Origin of the sequence: Blautia sp. HCP3S3_G3, assembly GCF_052063365.1 — a bacterium.
In the GTDB taxonomy this organism is placed as follows: Bacteria; Bacillota; Clostridia; order Lachnospirales; family Lachnospiraceae; genus Blautia_A.
On the sequence record NZ_JBQHXR010000021.1, the window covers coordinates 17879 to 37264 of the forward strand.

Sequence of the window (19386 nt, forward strand, 5' to 3'; positions counted from 1 at the left end):
AACAGAAATCCCAAAAACAGAAACCCCAAAAACAGAAATTCCAAAAACAGAAACTCCCAAAACAGAAATCCCGAAAACAGAAATTTCAAAACAGTAATCCTGAAATGGAGGCACGAAATGTCATTACAGTTTATCATCGGCAGCTCCGGTGCCGGAAAATCCTACTTTGCATATCAGACAATCATCAGGGAAGCAATGGAACATCCGCAGGTTCTGTATGATGTCATTGTTCCGGAGCAGTTTACCATGCAGACACAGAAAACTCTGGTGGAAATGCATCCCGGCAAAGGAATCCTGAATATTGATATTTTAAGTTTTGAGCGGCTTGCGTATCGTGTGTTTGAGGAAGTGGGCGGGGATAACCGCAGACTTCTGGAAGAAACAGGAAAGAGTATGGTGCTGCAGAAAATGGTTCAGCTTCATCAGAAGGAGCTTCCCTATCTGGGAAGTCAGATGAAAAAAGCCGGTTATCTGGACGAGGTAAAATCTCTGATCTCGGAATTTATGCAGTATGATGTCAGGGAAGCGGAACTTTCTGATATGCTGGAAAAGGCTTCTGACAGGAAGCTTCTGCAGATGAAACTGAAAGACGTGGGGACGCTTTATCATGCCTTTCTTGACTATCTGGAAGGACATTATATGACCGGAGAAGAAGTGCTGGATGCACTTCTGAAGGCGCTTCCTCTGTCAGAAAAAATCAGGGACAGTGTTCTTTTGCTGGATGGATTTACCGGATTTACCCCGATTCAGAACAAAGTCATTTGTGAACTACTGGCTCTTTGCCGGAAAGTATATGTGACAGTAACTCTGGATGATCACAACAATCCATTTGCACCGGGAAAACCGCATCAGCTTTTTTATATGAGCCGGAAAATGATCCATACGCTTTCGAAACTCACAAACGAGGTGGAAGAACCTGTATATATTCAGGCAGGAGAGCATTCCAGATTTGCAAAAGCTCCGGCGCTTGGCTTTCTGGAACAGCATCTTTTCCGTTACCGCAGGGCGTCCTATGACAGAGAACAGGAGGAAATCTGTCTGTTTTCCGCCAGAACACCGCTAAAGGAAATGGAGGAAACGGCCCGGCGTATCGCGAAGCTTGTCCGTGTGCGAGGTTACAGGTATGGAGAAATTGCTGTGATCACCGGCGATATGGAAGAGTATGCTACTCTTGCGGGACAGGTATTTGAGGAAGCCGGAATTCCATTTTTCCTTGACAGGAAGCACACAGTTTTGATGAATCCTTTTGTGGAATATCTGCGTGCGGCTGTGGAAATGGCAGTAAAAGGCTTTCCTTATGAAAGTGTATTCCGGTATCTTCGGTGCGGAATGTCGGATATTACCAGACAGGAAACGGACCGTCTGGAAAACTATGTGGTTGCAATTGGCATCCAGGGATTTTCCCGATGGTCCGAAAAATGGGTCCGTATTTATCAGGGAATGGCACCGGAAGCCATCGGAGAAATCAATGAAATCCGTGCGCGTTTTGTGCAGGAAGTGCAGAACCTGGCAAAGGGATTTCAGGGCGGAAGAAAAACCATCAGAGAGTACTGTGTATGTCTTTATGAATTTATTGTAAAAAGCCGGGTACAGGAAAAATTAAAAGAACGTGAGCGCTGGTTTGCCGTAAATGGAGACAAGGCCATGGAAAAGGAATATGCCCAGATCTATGGTATTATTATGGAACTTCTGGATAAAATGGTTGAAATCCTGGGAGAGGAGACGGTCAGCAGAAGTGAATTTCAGCAGCTTCTTGAGACAGGACTTGCGGAGGCAAAAGTTGCACTGATTCCTCCCAGCATGGATCAGGTTCTGATCGGGGATATGGAACGGACACGTTTGAAGGATATCAGGGCACTGTTTTTTGTGGGTGTAAATGAAGGAAGTATCCCGAAAAATACCAATACCGGAGGAATTCTCACGGAAATGGACAGAGAATTCTTTGGTGATCAGGGAGTAGAGCTTGCACCTGCGCCCCGTGAACAGATGAGTATCCAGCGATTTTATCTGTATCTGAATCTGACAAAGCCCAGTGAGTATCTGTGCCTGTCATACAGCAATTCCAGTGCCAGAGGGGAAGCAATCGGTCCCGCTTATCTGATCGGCTCAATCTGTACCCTGTATCCGAAGCTTCAGATAGAGGAAACAGAAACAAAAGCGGATCCGCTGGATTTTCTGGAAACTCCGGGAACAAGTCTGGATTATTTTCTGGAGGGCCTGACAGAAGATGGAAACAGAGATCCTGTTTTCCGGGAATTGTACAGCTGGTATTTGAAAAGTCCGAAATACGGGCCTGTAGTGCGCCGCCTGGTGGATGCTGCGTTTTACAAAAAGCCCATCGATTGTATCAGTAAAGCTGTGGCAAAGGTGCTGTATGGAGAAGTTTCTCCCTACAGTGCCACCCGACTGGAGCGTTTTTCCGCATGTGCGTTTGCTCATTTTCTGCGATATGGGCTGCAGATCACAGAAAGGGCAGAATATGAATTCCGCGCTATGGATATGGGGAATATTATTCATCGGGCGCTGGAGGATTTTGCAGTGGAAGTTCGGAAAAATGGACTTGAATGGAGGACGGTAGATGAGGAAAACCGGACACGCATCGCGGATGAATGTCTGGATAAAATTGCACTGGATTACGGAAATACCATCCTTCAGAGCAGTGCCAGAAATCATTATATGCTGGAACGTACAAGACGGATTCTCCACAGGACGGTATGGGCGCTTCAGGAGCAGCTCAGACAGGGCGAATTTGAGCCGGAAGGGTTTGAGGTATCTTTTGGAGGCGGCAGAATCGACCGTGTGGATGTACTGGAAGACGACAAACGTGTTCTGGTGAAAGTCATTGATTATAAAACAGGCAATACTTCTTTCGACCTGGTGGCGCTTTATTATGGACTTCAGCTGCAGCTGATGATTTATCTGGATGCTGCTGTTCAGGTGGAAAAAAAGAAATACCCGGGGAAAGAAGTAGAGCCTGCCGGAATTTTTTATTACAATGTCAAAGATCCTATGATCCAGGAAACAGCAGAAGCGGATGTGGAGCGTGTGACGGAAAAAATCCTGAAAGAACTGAAAATGAACGGACTTGTGCAGGCTGATCAGGAAGTGGCTGTAAAAATGGACAAAAGCCTTTCTTCTATTCCGGTATCTCTGAACAGAGACGGAAGCTTCCGTAAGACATCATCCGTGGCCAGCAGGGAACAGTTTGAAATCCTGAATCGTTATGTGAAGAAAAAAATCAAAGGAATCCAGCAGGCGATTCTGGATGGGGAGGCAGAAGCAGCGCCTTATGAACTTGGCAGAAAAAATGCCTGCATGTACTGTCCTTATCAGGGAATCTGCGGATTTGACCGGAAACTGCCGGGATATGAATACCGGAGACTGAAGGTCTTTCAGGATCAGGAACTGTGGAAAGCGTTTACAGAGGAGGTGCAGTGAGATGGGAATGAAATGGACAGAAGAACAGCAGCAGGTCATTTCTCTGCGTGACAGAAATATTCTGGTCAGTGCTGCTGCAGGTTCCGGAAAAACAGCGGTACTGGTACAGAGAATCCTGAGTAAGATTATGGATCCGGTACATCCGGTAGATATTGACCGTATGCTGATTATGACATTTACAAGAGCTGCAGCAGGCGAAATGAGAGAACGACTTTCCCGTGCGGTAGAGAATGCACTGTACAATGAACCGGACAATGAACACCTTCAAAGGCAGATGACCCTGATCCATACGGCACAGATCACTACGATAGACGGATTCTGTGCATATGTGATCCGCAATTATTTCCACCTGATCGGGCTGGATCCCGGATATCGGACAGCAGATGAAGGAGAATTAAAGCTGATTAAAGAAGAAGTGCTCAAACAGCTGATGGAAGACCGTTATGCGTCAGGGAGCAGGGAATTCCGGGAATTTGTGGATTCTTATGCTCCCGGCAAAACAGATGATGGGATTAAAGCACTGATTCTTGATGTTTATGAGGCGGCCATGAGTCATCCATACCCGAAAGAATGGCTTGAGGAATGTCTGGATATCTATAAAGCAGACGGCGATGAAAAATTGGAGGATACTGCCTGCATGAGGCTTCTATGGGAAGTCTGTATGCAGGAACTGGAAGGTGCGGAAAATCTTGCTGAAGAAGCCAGATGCCTCTGTCTGGCACCGGAAGGACCGTATCTGTACGAAGAGGCATTGAACAGTGACCTTCTTCTGATCCGGGAATTGAAAGAAGCAGCAAAGGAAAAGCGATATGATGAGATTGCGGAAAAACTTCAGAAGCCTCCATTTGCCCGTCTGTCTGCAAAAAAAGCAGAAGGTGTGGATGAAAATCTGAAAGAACAGGTAAAGTTGCTGCGGGAAGAAGAAAAAGAGATTCTGAAAAATCTCGGGAGCAGTTATTTTGCATGGAAAGAAGAAACGCTGATGCTGTTGATGAACAGCTGCAAAGAATCCATTGAGATACTGGTGGGCCTGACACTGGATTTTGCAGAACGGTTTTCGGAGAAGAAACGGGAGAAAAATGTACTGGATTTTACAGATATGGAACATTTTGCCCTGGAAATACTGATTCAGAAAGAGGAGGATACTGCGGTCATGACGCAGGCAGCCCGGGAACTTTCCGAAAAGTATGAAGAAGTTCTGGTGGATGAGTATCAGGACAGCAATATGGTTCAGGAGCTTCTTGCCAATTGTGTTTCCGGATGGGTGAATGACCGGAAGAATATTTTTATGGTAGGGGATGTCAAGCAGAGCATCTACCGGTTCCGCCTGGCAAGACCGGAGCTTTTTATGGAGAAATACAAAAATTATACGCTGGAAGAGAGCAGGGAGCAGAGAATTGATCTTCATAAAAATTTCCGCAGCCGTCCTGAGGTCCTGGAAAGCGTGAATTTCCTTTTCCGGCAGATCATGGGAGAAGATCTGGGAGGGATTGCGTATGATGATGCGGCTGCCCTTTATCCGGGAGCTGTTTTTCCGGAAGGAAGTGATGCAGAATTCGTAAAAACGCAGGTTCTTCTGATCGAAAAAGACGGGGAAGAACTGGAAGAGGAAAAAGCAGGACAGACTCCGCAGGAGCTGGAAGCGCTGACAATCGCCCAGGAAATTCACCGGATGGTTGGCAAGGAAAAAGTTCTTGACCGGGAGACCGGAGACTATCGGCCGGTGGAATACGGAGATATTGCAATCCTGTTAAGGACAGCGTCCGGCTGGGCGGATACGTTTGCCCAGGTATTGGGTACGCAGGGGATTCCTGCTTATACAGCGTCAAAAACAGGATATTTTTCGGCACTGGAAGTGGTAACGATATTGAATTTTCTTCGTATCTGCGACAATCCGCTTCAGGATATTCCCATGACCGGAGTGCTGCGTTCTCCTATTGTGAATTGTACTGCAGAAGAGCTTGCCATGATTCGCTGTGATTGTCCGGATGGAATGCTGTATGAAAGCGTATGCAGTTTTGTGGGAGATGGACAGATGGTTCTTTTTCCGGAAGAAGATCAGAAAGAATCATTGAAAGAGAAGCTGCGTGGTTTTCTGGAACTGCTGGAGAAAATCCGGGATATGGCCTGCTATACGCCCATTCATGAATTGATTCTCTATGTTCTGCAGGTGACCGGATATGGGGATTATGCCCGGGCACTTCCCGGAGGTGCACAGAGAAGTGCAAATCTCCAGATGCTTGTGGAAAAAGCGATGGATTATGAGAAAACCAGTTACCGCGGCTTGTTTAATTTTATCCGCTATATAGAAAATCTGCAAAAATATGAAGTGGATTTCGGAGAAGTGAATCTGTCCGGAAGCGGAGAATCTTCGGTGCAGATCATGACAATCCACAAAAGTAAAGGTCTGGAGTTTCCTATTGTATTTGCGGCAGGTATGGGAAAACAGTTTAATTTCCAGGATATGAATGCGAGACTTCTGATTCATCCGGATCTGGGGCTTGGTACAGATGCGGTATTTCCGGAGCAGAGGGTGGTTGTGCCGACGCTTTACAAACAGGTCATACGCAGAGAACTTCTGAAAGAAAGTCTGGGAGAGGAATTGCGTGTACTGTATGTGGCTCTTACCCGTGCAAAAGAAAAACTTGTTCTGACAGGTGCGGTTGGAAAAATGGACAGCCTGTTTATGAAACTGTCCAGATATCGGGACACAGAAGAGACACTTTTGCCGCTGGGTGTCAGGATAAAAGCCAGGACATACTGGGATTTTGTACTTCCTGCCCTGGCAAGACATCGTTGTATGGATGAACTGTATGAAGAATATGGGATCCTTCCGAATTTTCGGCACCCGCTTTATCGTGCGGAGGCGGAATTTTCTGTGCGAAAAGTAACAGCGCTGGATCTGGTGCAGGAAGAGGTTCTTTACCAGTCCGCTGCTCAGATGCAGGAAGAGTTCCTGAAAGAGTGGGACGCTGATCAGATCCATGATGCAGAAATAAGAGAAACCATAGAGGAACGGTTCCGTTATCAGTATCCTTATGAGTATCTGAAAGAGATTCCAGTCAAAGTCAGTGTATCAGACCTGAAGAAACGAAGCTATACAGACGAATCGGACAAAGAGACCAGTCTGTTGTTTGAACCTGATATCGTACCGCTTGTTCCAAGATTTGCCGCAGATACACAGGAGGAGTATACCGGGGCTGCAAGAGGTACTGCTTATCACCGCCTGATGGAATGCCTGGATTATCACCGGATCGATAATGGAGAGGATATCCGTGCCCAGATCGGGCTTCTTCTGGAACAAAAGAAAATGGAAGAGGCTGAGGCGGCCAGCATCCGGATAGAGGATGTCCTTCGATTTACCAGGACTTCACTGGGAAAAAGAATGCAGAAGGCGGCACTTGCCGGAAAATTATACCGTGAACAGCCTTTTGTGATTTCTGTAAGAGCGGGAGAAGTGAATCCTGAGTGGCCGGACAAAGAGCCTGTTCTGGTACAGGGAATTATGGATGCCTATTTTCTGGAAGAGGATGAGATCGTCCTGGTGGATTATAAAACAGATTATATACTTCCCGGAGAAGAACAGCGCCTGATCGATCGTTATCATATCCAGCTGGAAGATTATGCACAGGCACTGGAACGGCTGCTGAATAAAAAAGTGAAGGAGATTACGATCTACTCCTTCACTCTTGGAAAACCAATTACATTATCTTAGAGCGTGTCTGGGGGTTAGATTCTCCAGCCGGCCGGATATTTGTTTTTCAGCGTCTGATTGACCAGTTTGCCAAAACCGAGCGGATAGCCGTCGGCACAGAGGAGATGCCATCCTTTGGGGCTGGCGGCTTCTTCTGCGTTTATGAGGAGCGTTTCTCCTTTCAGGTAGCGTATCAGACGTTCGTCGGAAACAGGGAGAGAAATTGTGGATGTTACATCTCCTTTATGGAGAGCCAGTGCCAGAGGCTGGCTGGGTTCAAAACGGTTTTTCTTCAGATCCCCCAGATACAGACCGTTTCTTAAAAAGGTCAGCCCGCGGAAACTTCCTCCGACAGGTGGAAGATAGTAAACCTTATCGCCGCGAATATCCAGCCGGTTCCAGTCGAAGGGTTCTCCCTGAAGAGTCTTAAGACCGATTTCTGCAAAAAATGCCTCGATCCACTTGCGGGCATTTTTGTCAGGGCGTGTCTGAACAGGATGGGATTCTGTGAGAGCGATTCCGGGTTTTCGAAGCAGAGCCATGAAATGCCCTTCTCCATTCATTTTGTGCGGAAAGATCCGGATACATTTTTTCAGTTGTTCCTGTCCGTTTCCCCAGGCAGGTACACCGCTGGAAAAGCCTTCATATCCGGGCATGTCTTCGAGTTCCATTTCCGGATGATGTTCCAGAAGAAAAGAAATGGTACCTTCATCTTCTTCCGGGGCAAACGTACACGTGGAGTAAAGAAGCAGACCTCCGGGGCGGAGCATATCCGCTGCCTGCAGGATCAGTTCCCGTTGAATCTGCGCCAGATCATGGGATTTTTCCGGTGTCCAGTCTCTGGCAAGTGCTTCCTCCTTACGGAACATTCCCTCTCCGGAACAGGGAGCATCCAGGACGATTTTGTGGAAAAACTCCGGGAAAGCTCTGGCAAGTTTTGCAGGAGCTTCACTGGTCACAAACATATTGGAGATTCCGAATAATTCCAGATTGCGCAGAAGAGCTCTGGCTCTGGAGGTACTGATATCATTGGCAAACAGCAGTCCCTGACCGTGAAGCGCAGCTCCCAGTGCCGTGGCTTTTCCGCCGGGTGCTGCACACATGTCCAGCACATATTCTCCGGGTTCGACAGGAATCCGGGATGCGGGGGTCATAGCACTTGGCTCCTGAAGGTAGTAGAGACCTGCCTGATAAAAGGGACATCTTGCCGGTCTGCTGTCCTCTTCATAAAAATATCCGTTTTCGATCCACGGGATTTTTTTTACGGGAAAAGGTACGATTTTTTCAAATTCTTCACAGGTGATCTTGTCGCTATTCACGCGAAGACCATAAGTTCTTCCTGATTCAAAGCTTTTTTCAAAAGCGTCATATTCCGGGCCGAGCATTTCCTGCATTCTCGCAAGGAACGCGTCCGGGAGTCTCAATTCTCTGTTCATGTGTGATAATCCTTGTTCTGTTTTTTGTTTTGTTGATTGCTGTGATTTTTGCACAGGGACCTGCTTATTTTTTATATCATAGGTCTCCTATCATGTAAAAAATATGAAACATTTTGTTTATTGAGTATAACACAGCATATGATGGAAGAAAAGAAGCAGATTTTTATGAAAACAGTAAAATGTTACTGTTTCTGGAAATATGGGTAGAAATACTATTGACAAACATATATTATATGACATATAATATCACTAACCAAATAATATTGCATTTATTTATAATATTATATAATCAAAACAGGAATGTCTGCTTATCCAGACATTACGAATCAGAAAAGAAAAAGGAAGTGATTCCATGGTATTCAATACAGGTGCTGCCCTTCTGGATGCGATTGTGCTGGCGGTAGTTTCCAAGGAACCGGAGGGGACTTACGGGTATAAGATTACACAGGATGTGAGAAGTGTTCTGGAAATATCCGAATCAACACTTTACCCGGTGCTGCGGCGTCTTCAGAAAGATGACTGTCTGGAAGTCTATGATCAGGCGTATGCAGGAAGGAACCGGCGCTATTATAAACTTACAGAAAAAGGAAATGCACAGCTAAATTTATATAAGATAGAATGGAAAAACTATTCATCGAAGATTACTAGGATGTTTGAGGGAGGAATATAGAGTATGAACAGAGCGCAGTTTATGGAACAGCTGGCAAGGCTGCTTTCGGACATTTCTGACGCGGAACGTGAGGAAGCGCTTGACTATTATGAGAGCTATTTTGACGATGCGGGAGCAGAGAAAGAAAGCGAAGTGATCCGCGAGCTGGGAAGTCCGGGTAAGGTAGCAGCCATTATCAAAGCAGATCTGAAAGAGAGCAATGATTCTTTTGCAGAATATACAGAACTGGGATATGAAGATGCCAGAACCAGAGAGGCAGGTCAGATGCCTGACAAATACACACAGATAACCAGAACCGGAGCTGCCGGAGAAAATCAGTCCCCGGAGAGGAATGGAGATGGATTTTCTGAAGAAAATGTACATGGGAGTCAGGGGAGAAATGTTCAGAGAGATTCCCGCAGAGCCGGACAGGAAGAACGTCGGTTCGGCAGGGACAGAGCCAGATTTGAGCAGACATTCAGCCGTGCCGGAGAACAGATGGATCAGGCGTTGAATAAAGCCGGAGAGAAGGCAAGAGAAGGCTTTGAGAGAGCGGAGAGAGGATATCATTATGAAAAGAAAAAGAATCATACGGGAGCCATCCTTCTTCTGATTGTGCTTGTCTTTGTAGCACCGTTTATTCCTGGGATATTTGGAGGAATTCTCGGAGTGGCTGTGACCATTTTACTGCTTCCGTTTTTGCTGGTCTTTGCTCTTGGTGCAGCAGCACTGGGACTTGTGATCGGAGCTGTCGGAACTGTTTTGGCAGGAATCGCTGCCTGCTTTGAAAATCCGGCAGCGGGAATCCTGATGATTGGAGCAGGATGCCTGCTGATGGCTCTTGGAATTCTTGCAGGAGTGGCAGTCATATGGCTGGCAGGGAAAATGCTTCCCGTACTTTTGAGAAAGATTACGGATTTTTGCCAGAGAATTCTGGCGAAATTCAGAAGGAGAGGTGAAGGTGCATGAAGAAGTTTATAAAAGTGATGATGATCATCGCCGGTGTTTTTCTTGCCTTGGGAATCGGCTTTTCGGCAGCCGGAGCCGCTATGGGAGCCTGCATGGAAGATATGGGAATGACGGATGAGCTTCAAAACGGTCTGCAGATCATGAAGAATATCACGGTTGGAAATCGTCATGGAAGCTCTCAGGAAGAACAGCAGTCAGCAGCAACAGGAGAAACCATCAAAGAAAACACACGGTTCTGTACTGTGGATGCTGCGGATTACATCGAAATCAGTCTCCGTTCAGACGAACTGGTCCTTCAGGAGTATTCCGGGGATAAAATAAAAATTGAGATTGAAAATGACAAAGAAGAAAATGTAAAAATAACTTCGTCTGCTTCCAAGCTGGAGATCAGAAGTTCCAGACGGAAAAGCAGCCGCCGGGTAACGGTCTATTATCCGGCAGGCAAACATTTTTCAGAAGTAAAAATCAGCGTCGATGCAGGAAGTGCATATGTCAACAGTGCGCTTTATTCTGAAAAAATGGAAGTAGAAATCGGAGCAGGAGAGTTTTTCAGTGAGGAATCTGTGGAGCTGTCAGAACTGGATGTGGAAGTAGGAGCCGGAAACTTCGAGGCATCTTCTTTGAAAGCAGTAAAAATTGATGGAGAGTGCGGTATGGGTTCTCTGACACTGGGAATTTCCGGTAAGGAAACCGATTATAATTATTATCTGGAATGCGGCATTGGAGAAATCTCCATTCATGGCGACAGCTGCGGTGGTCTGGGCAGCGAAAAAAGGATCACCAATCCGGGAGCAGCCGGAGAAATGGATCTGGAATGCGGCATTGGGGAAATTGCAGTGGAGTTTCATGAATCATAAGTCATAAATTATAAATCATCAAAGAAAGAGAGGAATCAGATATGAGTGACAAACGACTTTACAAATCATCAGTAAATTGTATGATCTGCGGTGTATGCGGAGGAATTGCAGAATATTTCAATATTGATCCGACTCTGGTACGCCTGGCATGGATTATTTTTACCTGTGTTGGCGGCGCAGGAATCTGGGCATATATTATCGCGGCGATCGTGATTCCGAAGTAAGGAACCATTGATGTATAAAACGGTGCAAACCTGTGCATACTCCAGAAGAGACAGAAAAGCTTCCTGCAGACGGAAGATGGGATCATCGAAAAGGAGTGTGGATATCTTGAACAGGGACAAAGAAGTGGAAGCATTCCGCAATGGAGAGCTTTCCCATGAAGAAGAACTGAAATATGAGATTGCTCGTGAACTCGGTCTCCTGGACAAAGTACTGGAAAGCGGCTGGAAAAGTCTTTCAGCCAAGGAAACCGGACGGATCGGCGGACTGATGACACGGAAACGAAAAAGTGAAAATTGAGTGAAAAGGCATTGCCGGGGATTTCCAGGCAATGCTTTTTTGTGCTATAATGAAAAAAGGTATTACAGTACCGGACAGGAGAAAACAACATGGAAGAACAAAACGAAGGTTATGTAAAACTGGAAAAAGTTTCGAAGATTTATGGTTCCAAGGAAGTAAAAATCGTTGCTGTGGATGAAATCAGCTTTGAAATAGCCAAAGGAGAATTTGTCGTGATTGTCGGCCCCAGCGGTGCAGGAAAGACCACCGTACTGAATATCCTGGGAGGAATGGATACGGCCACATCCGGAAGCGTCTGGGTAGATGGCAGGGATATTGCGAAATATAATAACCGGCAGCTTACCGGATACCGCCGGGAAGATATCGGCTTTGTATTTCAGTTCTATAATCTTGTACCGAATCTGACCGCTCTTGAGAATGTGGAACTGGCTCTTCAGATCTGCAGAAATCCTCTGGATGCCAGAACCGTTCTGGAAGAAGTAGGACTGAAAGACAGACTGAAGAATTTTCCGGCACAGTTATCCGGAGGTGAACAGCAGAGAGTTTCCATAGCCCGTGCCCTTGCCAAAAATCCAAAGCTGCTTTTGTGCGATGAACCGACAGGAGCCCTGGATTATCAGACGGGTAAGGCAATCCTGAAACTTCTTCAGGATATGTGCAGGGAAAAAGGCATGACGGTAATCGTCATTACACATAACTCAGCACTGACTCCCATGGCAGACCGGGTCATCCGCATCAAAAACGGCAGGGTATCTGCCATGACACAGAATGAACATCCTACACCGGTAGAAGAAATTGAGTGGTAGGTGATGAGAATGAAAAGAGCATTGCATAAAGATTTCTGGATGGAAATCCGCAAAAATAAAGCCAGATTCGTTTCGATCTTTCTCATTGTGGCACTGGGGGTTGCCTTTTTTTCGGGGATACAGGCTACTTCCCCGGACATGCGTTTTTCGGGGGATGCATATTTTGACAGTGCCAGACTGATGGATATCAAGGTTGTGGGAACCATGGGTCTTACAGACGAGGATGTGGAAGCACTGGAATCCATTGACGGTGTGGAAGAGGCTGTTGGAGGCTATTCGACGGATGCCTACTGCGGAAGCGGCAATAATCAGAAAGTCGTTCATGTGGAAACTATGGATGACAGAGTCAACGTGATCAGTGTATCAGAGGGGCGCCTTCCGGAAACATCCGGGGAGTGTATGCTGGACAGTGTATTTGCCTCCAAATGGGATTATCAGGTGGGGGATGTGATCACGCTTGAAGAGGATGAGGACAGCGAGTTTCTCAAGACGAAGACATATACGGTTGCCGGTCTTGGCAGCAGCCCTCTTTACATAGCATTTAACAGAGGAAATACCACACTTGGTTCCGGTGAAGTGAATGGATTTGTCTATATCCTGCCGGAGGACTTTGATCAGGAAATCTACACGCAGATTTATCTGCGTGTACATGGAGCGGAGGAGCAGATCAGCTACACAGATGCCTATGATCATCTGATCGATAAGATCGCAGAGCGTGTGGAAGGCATTGAGGAACAGCAGTGTCAGATCCGTTATGACACGGTTGTGGCGGATGCAGAGCAGGAACTTCGTGATGCCAGAGAAGAACTGGAAGACGGCAAAAAAGAAGCGGAAAAAGAGCTTGCAGATGCAGAGAAGGAACTGAAAGACGGCGAAAAGGAGCTGGAGGACGGCAAAAAAGAATACGAAGACGGTAAGAAAGAACTGGAAGATGCCAAAAAAGAGCTGGAAGACGGCAAAGAGCAGATCGCGGATGCAGAGAAAGAGTTGGAAGATGGCAAAGCGCAGATTGCGAATGCCAGACAGGAACTTCGTGATGGCAGAAACCAGCTTGCGGATGCCAAAGCGCAGGTGGCAGACGGATGGGCAGAGCTTTCTCCGCAAAGGACGAAGCTTGCATCTGCGTGGCAGCAGTACCATAACGGAGAAGCAGAGCTGAAAGAGGGAGAACAGCAACTTGCCGCTGCCAGAAAGCAGCTGGAAGACGGCAAAACAGCAGTTTCCGAAGCGAAGACAGCTCTGAATGAAAAGCAGAAGGAACTGGACAGCGCCAGTGCACAGATTACTGCAGGCAAAGCAGAAATAGAACAGACAGCAGCGCAGCTGAGTGAGCAGAAGCAGCAGTGTCAGACGGGACTGGAAACGGTTGCAGCGGCAGAAGGGCAGCTTTCTGATCTTCAGGCAGCAGCAGATGCCGCGCAGGCAGGCGTTTCTCAGGCACAGGCAGCAGTGGACGGAGCACAGGCAGAATATGATCGTGTCAGTGCGGAAGTAGAAGCGGGAAATCTTACACAGGAGGATCTGGATGCTGCTTCGCAGAATTTAAGTGCTGCCAGAAGTGCGCTGGATTCGGCATCTGCACAGGCTGCAGCTTTGACAGAACAGCTGGAATCGACACGCCAGCAGCTGGCTGCTCAGAGAGCACAGCTGGAAGAAGGTCTGGCAGCTGTAGAAGCAGGTCTGTCTCAGCTGGAAGCAAAAAAAGCAGAACTGTCTCAGGGAGAAGCAGACATAGCTTCCGGTCAGCAGGCAATCAATGATGGATGGTCAGAACTGAAAAAACAGGAAGCCACACTGGCGGAATCAGAAAAAACAATTGCCTCCAAAGAAAAGGAGCTGGAAGCAGGTAAGGCAGAACTGCAAAGTAACTACGCCACTCTTGCCAGCGCTCAGGATCAGATCAATGCCGGAGAATCCAGACTTTCTTCTGCACAGGCAGAAATTGACGCAAATGAGCAGAAACTGGCAGATGCAGAACGGGAAATTGCCGCGAATGAGCAGAAGCTGACAGACGGCGAAAAAGAAATTGCAGAAAATCAGCAGAAAATCCTGGATGGCGAAAAAGAAATCATAGAGAATGAGAAAAAACTGGAAGATGCCGCAAAAGAGATCGAAGACGCGGAAAAAGAGCTGGAAGACGGATGGAAGGAATACGAGAACGGCAAAAAAGAGGCAGAGGAAGAAATCGCGGATGGTGAAAAAGAAATCGCGGATGCAGAAAAAGAAATTGCAGATCTGGAAGTACCGCAATGGTATGTGACAGACCGTCATGATCTCCCGGAATATTCGGATTACGGAGGAAATGCAGACCGTATTCGCAATCTTGGCACCGTTTTTCCTGTGATCTTTTTCCTGGTGGCAGCGCTCATCAGTCTGACAACCATGACCAGAATGGTGGAGGAACAGCGGACGCAGATCGGTACGCTGAAGGCTCTGGGATACGGCAAATATGACATTGCTTCCAAGTATGTCAATTATGCATTTCTTGCCACTGTGGGCGGAAGTATTTTTGGAGTTCTTTTGGGAGAAAAAATAATCCCGTACATCATCATAAAGGCATATGCTATTATGTACCATAATATGGATAGCAAGTTGATGATCGGGTATGAATGGAAATATGCACTGATTGCCTCTGCAGCCGCAGTGATCTGTACAGTAGGTGCGACACTCAGTTCCTGTTCAAGAGCCCTGGCAGAGACACCGGCGTCTCTGATGCGTCCGGAAGCACCAAAAGAAGGAAAACGTGTTCTGGTGGAGCGGATTCCGTTTTTGTGGAAACATCTGAACTTCACATGGAAATCCTGCCTGAGAAATCTGTTTCGGTATAAAAAACGTCTGTTTATGACAATTTTTGGAATTGCAGGCAGCATGGGACTGACGCTGGTAGGATTTGGTGTCCGGGATTCGATCAGTAATATTGCGGTGAAGCAGTATCAGGAACTGCAGCACTATGACGGTACGATCATCGATGATGAGGATGCTTCGGATGAAGAGCGGGAGGAACTCCGGGCTTATCTTGAGAATCATGAAAAAATAGAACACTATACCGGAATCCTGTTTAAAACGATGAAAATAACGACGGATGATTATAGTCTCAGTACCTATGTTTATGTACCGGAAGATGTGGAGAATTTCCACGAGGATGTGACGCTGAGGAGCAGAACCAGCGGAGAGCTGTATGATCTTAACGATGAAGGTGCAATTATCTGTGAAAAAACATCAACACTTCTGGACCTGAAGGAAGGAGATTATCTGACTCTGGAGGAGAACGGACAGAAATATCAGGTGAAAATTGCCGCAATCACGGAGAATTATCTGGGACATTATGTATACATGACGCCAAATGTTTATGAAGAAACGTTTGGAAAGAAACCGGAGTTCTTTGATCTGGAGTTTACGATGAAACCGGAGTACCGGGGAGAGGTGGAACTGATCGGACATGAAATTCTGAAATACCCGGCGGCACTCAGTATCAGCTATACGACGACGATCGCGGAGCAGGTGGAACGAATGCTGGGAACTCTCGGGCTGGTTATTGTGGTCCTGATCGTTTCTGCAGGAATGCTGGCATTTGTGGTTCTCTATAACCTGAATAACATTAACATTACAGAGCGTAAGCGCGAACTGGCAACGCTGAAGGTATTGGGATTTTTTGACGGAGAAGTTTCCCAGTATGTATTGAGAGAAAATATTCTGCTGACGATTCTGGGAATTATTTTTGGCTCAGGCTTTGGAATACTGCTGCATCGTTTTATCATTGTTACAGTAGAAGTGGACAGCACCATGTTTACCCGTGAAATCCGTCCTGTCAGCTTCCTTTACTGTGCGGCACTTACCTGTGTATTTTCCATTGTGGTTAATGTGGTCATGCACTTCAAACTGAAGAAAATTGATATGGTAGAATCTCTGAAAAGTGTGGAATAAATGTGAAAAACCGGGATTCCGGCTTGACAATCGTGAAAAATCCAATTATAGTAGAACGCAGAAAAGGCTGGGAAAAAGAGGAGTAGGCGATTGTCCCTGACAGAGAGGAGTGTCCATCGGCTGGAAGACATTCTGAGGAAGAGGTTGCTGAAGGTAGCTTTGGAGCCGGAAGACTGAAAAAGATGCGGTCTGTGTATGAACCGGACAGCTGCAGAAGAGTAGGTTTTCACGTATTCCTGCGTTAAAGGGGAATGAGAGATGCAGGCAGGATCTGCATAATGAAGGTGGTACCGCGGTATAGATCGCCCTTCACACGTGCGTGTGAGGGGCTTTTTTATATCACAGGAAAGAGCTTTGCATTTTCCTGTGATACAAAAAAGCCCTCCGGGCGGGAGCGCAGCGATACTATCATATGATACAGGAGGAAAGTATGAGCAAAGAACTTGCAAAAACCTATGATCCCAAAGGGATTGAAGAACGTCTTTATCAGAAATGGATGGACAACGGATATTTCCATGCAAAAGTAAATCCTGATAAAAAACCATTTACAATTGTAATGCCGCCGCCAAACGTTACCGGCCAGCTTCATATGGGACATGCGCTGGATGAGACCATGCAGGATATCCTGATCCGTTTCAAGAGAATGCAGGGGTATGAAGCTCTCTGGCAGCCGGGAACAGACCATGCCGCTATTGCGACTGAGGTTAAAGTTATCGAGAAGCTGAAAAAAGAAGGAATTGATAAAAACGAGATCGGCCGTGAAGAATTCCTGAAGCATGCCTGGGCATGGAAAGAAGAATACGGCGGAAAAATCATCAACCAGCTGAAAAAACTGGGAGCTTCCGCAGACTGGGAAAGAGAACGTTTCACCATGGACGAAGGCTGTTCCAAGGCGGTACAGGAAGTATTTATCAAATTGTATGAAAAAGGATATATTTATAAAGGATCCAGAATCATCAACTGGTGTCCGGTATGCCAGACTTCCATTTCCGATGCGGAAGTAGAACATGAAGATCAGGATGGCTATTTCTGGCATATCAATTATCCGATCGTCGGAGAGGAAGGACGGTTTGTAGAAATTGCAACGACACGTCCGGAGACACTTCTCGGAGATACAGCAGTAGCGGTAAACCCGGATGATGAACGTTACAAAGATTTGGTAGGAAAGATGCTGAAGCTGCCTCTGACAGACAGAGAGATTCCGGTGATCGCAGATGAATATGTAGACAAAGAATTCGGAACCGGCTGTGTAAAGATCACACCTGCTCATGACCCGAACGATTTCGAAGTCGGCAGACGCCACAATCTTCCGGAAATCAATATCATGAATGATGATGCCACAATCAATTCTCTTGGCGGCAAATATGCAGGTATGGACCGTTATGAAGCGCGTAAGGCTATGGTAGCGGATCTGGACGCACAGGGACTTCTGGTAAAAGTAGTTCCTCACAGCCACAGCGTTGGAACACATGACCGCTGCGGTACAACCGTTGAGCCGATGATCAAGCCGCAGTGGTTTGTAAAGATGGACGAAATGGCCAAAGCCGCAATGGAAGTACTGAATAATGGGGAACTGGAATTTGTTCCGCCGAGCTTTGGCAAGACTTATCTGCACTGGCTGGAAAACATCCGTGACTGGTGTATTTCCCGTCAGCTCTGGTGGGGTCACCGTATCCCTGCTTATTACTGTGACGAATGCGGGGAAGTTGTGGTAGCCCGTGAAATGCCGGAGAAATGTCCGAAATGCGGATGCACACATCTTCATCAGGATGAAGATACTCTGGATACCTGGTTCAGTTCCGCACTCTGGCCGTTCTCCACACTTGGATGGCCGGATAAGACAGAAGAAATGGAATACTTCTATCCGACAGATGTACTGGTAACCGGTTATGATATTATTTTCTTCTGGGTAATCCGTATGGTATTTTCCGCACTGGAACAGACAGGAAAGTCTCCGTTCCATCATGTTCTGATCCATGGACTGGTTCGCGACAGCCAGGGACGTAAGATGAGTAAATCTCTCGGCAACGGCATCGATCCTCTGGAAGTGATTGACAAGTATGGCGCAGATGCCCTTCGTCTGACCCTTATTACCGGAAATGCGCCGGGAAATGATATGCGTTTCTACTGGGAGCGTGTAGAATCCAGCCGTAATTTTGCCAATAAGATCTGGAATGCTTCCCGTTTCATTCAGATGAATCTGGAAGGCAAGACTGTTACAGAGCCGGAAGATCTGCAGGCGCTCTGCGCAGAAGACAAATGGATCCTGTCCCATCTGAATACCGTGATCCGTGAAGTAACTGAGAATATGGAAAAATACGAGCTTGGTATCGCTGTACAGAAAGTATATGATTTCCTCTGGGATGAGCTTTGTGACTGGTATATCGAGCTTGCCAAGGTACGTCTGTGGAAAGCAGAAGAGGATCCGAAGGCTGCCAATGAGGCACTCTGGACACTGCGTACAGCACTGACAGAAGGACTGAAGCTTCTCCATCCGTATATGCCGTTTATTACAGAGGAAATCTACTGCACACTTCTTCCGGAAGAAGAATCCATCATGATTTCCAGCTGGCCGGAATATCAGGAATCCTGGAATTTCAAGGATGCGGAAACTGCGATAGAAAGCTTCAAGGAAGTAGTCAGAGGAATCCGTAACACCAGAACCGGCATGAACGTACCTCAGAACCGCAGGACCAGTGTTTATATCGTAGGCAGGGATTCTTCCATCTGTGATATGTACAGAGAAAGCAGCCGTTCTTTTGTAAATCTGGCATATGCAAAAGAAATCCATGTTCAGGAAACAAAAGAGGGAATCGGAGAAGATGCAGTTTCCATCGTTGTTTCCAATGCGGTTGTTTATCTGCCGCTGGAAGATCTGGTTGACAGAGAAAAAGAACTGGAACGCCTTACAAAAGAAAAAGAACGCCTCACCAAAGAAATCTCCCGCTGTGAGGGTATGCTGGGCAATCCGAACTTTGTAAACAAAGCTCCGCAGGCCAAGGTAAATGCAGAAAAAGAAAAGCTGCAGAAATATAAAGAAATGATGGAAAAAGTGGTTTTACAGCTTGAACAGATGAAATAGGGAGAAATG

General features: G+C 46.6%; 11 protein-coding genes and 1 other annotated feature. Of the genes, 10 read left to right on the forward strand and 1 reads right to left on the reverse strand.

Annotated elements, in window-relative coordinates; genetic code table 11:
* The first annotated feature begins 117 nt into the window (after positions 1–117).
* Complete coding sequence (gene addB / locus ACTNEW_RS13370; RefSeq protein WP_441061924.1) at positions 118–3438, forward strand: helicase-exonuclease AddAB subunit AddB; 3321 nt, start codon at positions 118–120, stop codon at positions 3436–3438.
* A gap of 1 nt (position 3439) precedes the next feature.
* A complete protein-coding gene (gene addA / locus ACTNEW_RS13375; protein WP_441061926.1) occupies positions 3440–7153 on the forward strand; it encodes a helicase-exonuclease AddAB subunit AddA in 3714 nt (1237 codons plus the stop codon).
* A 14-nt stretch (positions 7154–7167) separates the two neighbouring features.
* On the opposite strand, the gene ACTNEW_RS13380 is transcribed toward addA, so the two are convergent.
* Positions 7168–8568 carry an RsmF rRNA methyltransferase first C-terminal domain-containing protein gene (locus tag ACTNEW_RS13380; RefSeq protein ID WP_441061928.1) on the reverse strand — a complete coding sequence of 467 codons (1401 nt, stop codon included), beginning with the start codon at positions 8566–8568 and terminating at the stop codon, positions 7168–7170.
* Between the two features lie 352 nt (positions 8569–8920).
* On the opposite strand from ACTNEW_RS13380, the gene ACTNEW_RS13385 reads away from it, so the two are divergent.
* From ACTNEW_RS13385 to ACTNEW_RS13420, 8 genes are all read left to right on the forward strand, one after another.
* Positions 8921–9238 carry a PadR family transcriptional regulator gene (locus tag ACTNEW_RS13385; protein ID WP_441061930.1) on the forward strand — a complete coding sequence of 106 codons (318 nt, stop codon included), beginning with the start codon at positions 8921–8923 and terminating at the stop codon, positions 9236–9238.
* Positions 9239–9241: 3 nt separating this feature from the next.
* On the forward strand, positions 9242–10186 hold the full coding sequence (locus tag ACTNEW_RS13390; protein WP_441061932.1) for a DUF1700 domain-containing protein: 945 nt from the start codon (positions 9242–9244) through the stop codon (positions 10184–10186).
* Positions 10183–11043, forward strand: coding sequence for a GIN domain-containing protein (locus ACTNEW_RS13395; protein WP_441061933.1), 861 nt, complete (start codon positions 10183–10185; stop codon positions 11041–11043). The genes ACTNEW_RS13390 and ACTNEW_RS13395 overlap by 4 nt, the downstream gene beginning before the upstream one ends.
* A 41-nt stretch (positions 11044–11084) precedes the next feature.
* Positions 11085–11267: a PspC domain-containing protein gene (locus ACTNEW_RS13400; RefSeq protein WP_441061935.1), complete on the forward strand. Its 183-nt coding sequence runs from the start codon at positions 11085–11087 to the stop codon at positions 11265–11267.
* A gap of 106 nt (positions 11268–11373) precedes the next feature.
* Positions 11374–11565: a small, acid-soluble spore protein, alpha/beta type gene (locus ACTNEW_RS13405; protein ID WP_441061936.1), complete on the forward strand. Its 192-nt coding sequence runs from the start codon at positions 11374–11376 to the stop codon at positions 11563–11565.
* A gap of 89 nt (positions 11566–11654) precedes the next feature.
* Positions 11655–12371, forward strand: a complete 717-nt coding sequence (locus ACTNEW_RS13410) for an ABC transporter ATP-binding protein (protein WP_441061938.1) — start codon at positions 11655–11657, stop codon at positions 12369–12371.
* 9 nt (positions 12372–12380) lie between these two features.
* A complete protein-coding gene (locus ACTNEW_RS13415) occupies positions 12381–16295 on the forward strand; it encodes an FtsX-like permease family protein (RefSeq protein WP_441061940.1) in 3915 nt (1304 codons plus the stop codon).
* A gap of 60 nt (positions 16296–16355) precedes the next feature.
* Positions 16356–16608: a binding site (T-box leader), on the forward strand.
* Between the two features lie 117 nt (positions 16609–16725).
* Positions 16726–19377 carry a valine--tRNA ligase gene (locus ACTNEW_RS13420; RefSeq protein ID WP_441061942.1) on the forward strand — a complete coding sequence of 884 codons (2652 nt, stop codon included), beginning with the start codon at positions 16726–16728 and terminating at the stop codon, positions 19375–19377.
* Positions 19378–19386: the final 9 nt, after the last annotated feature.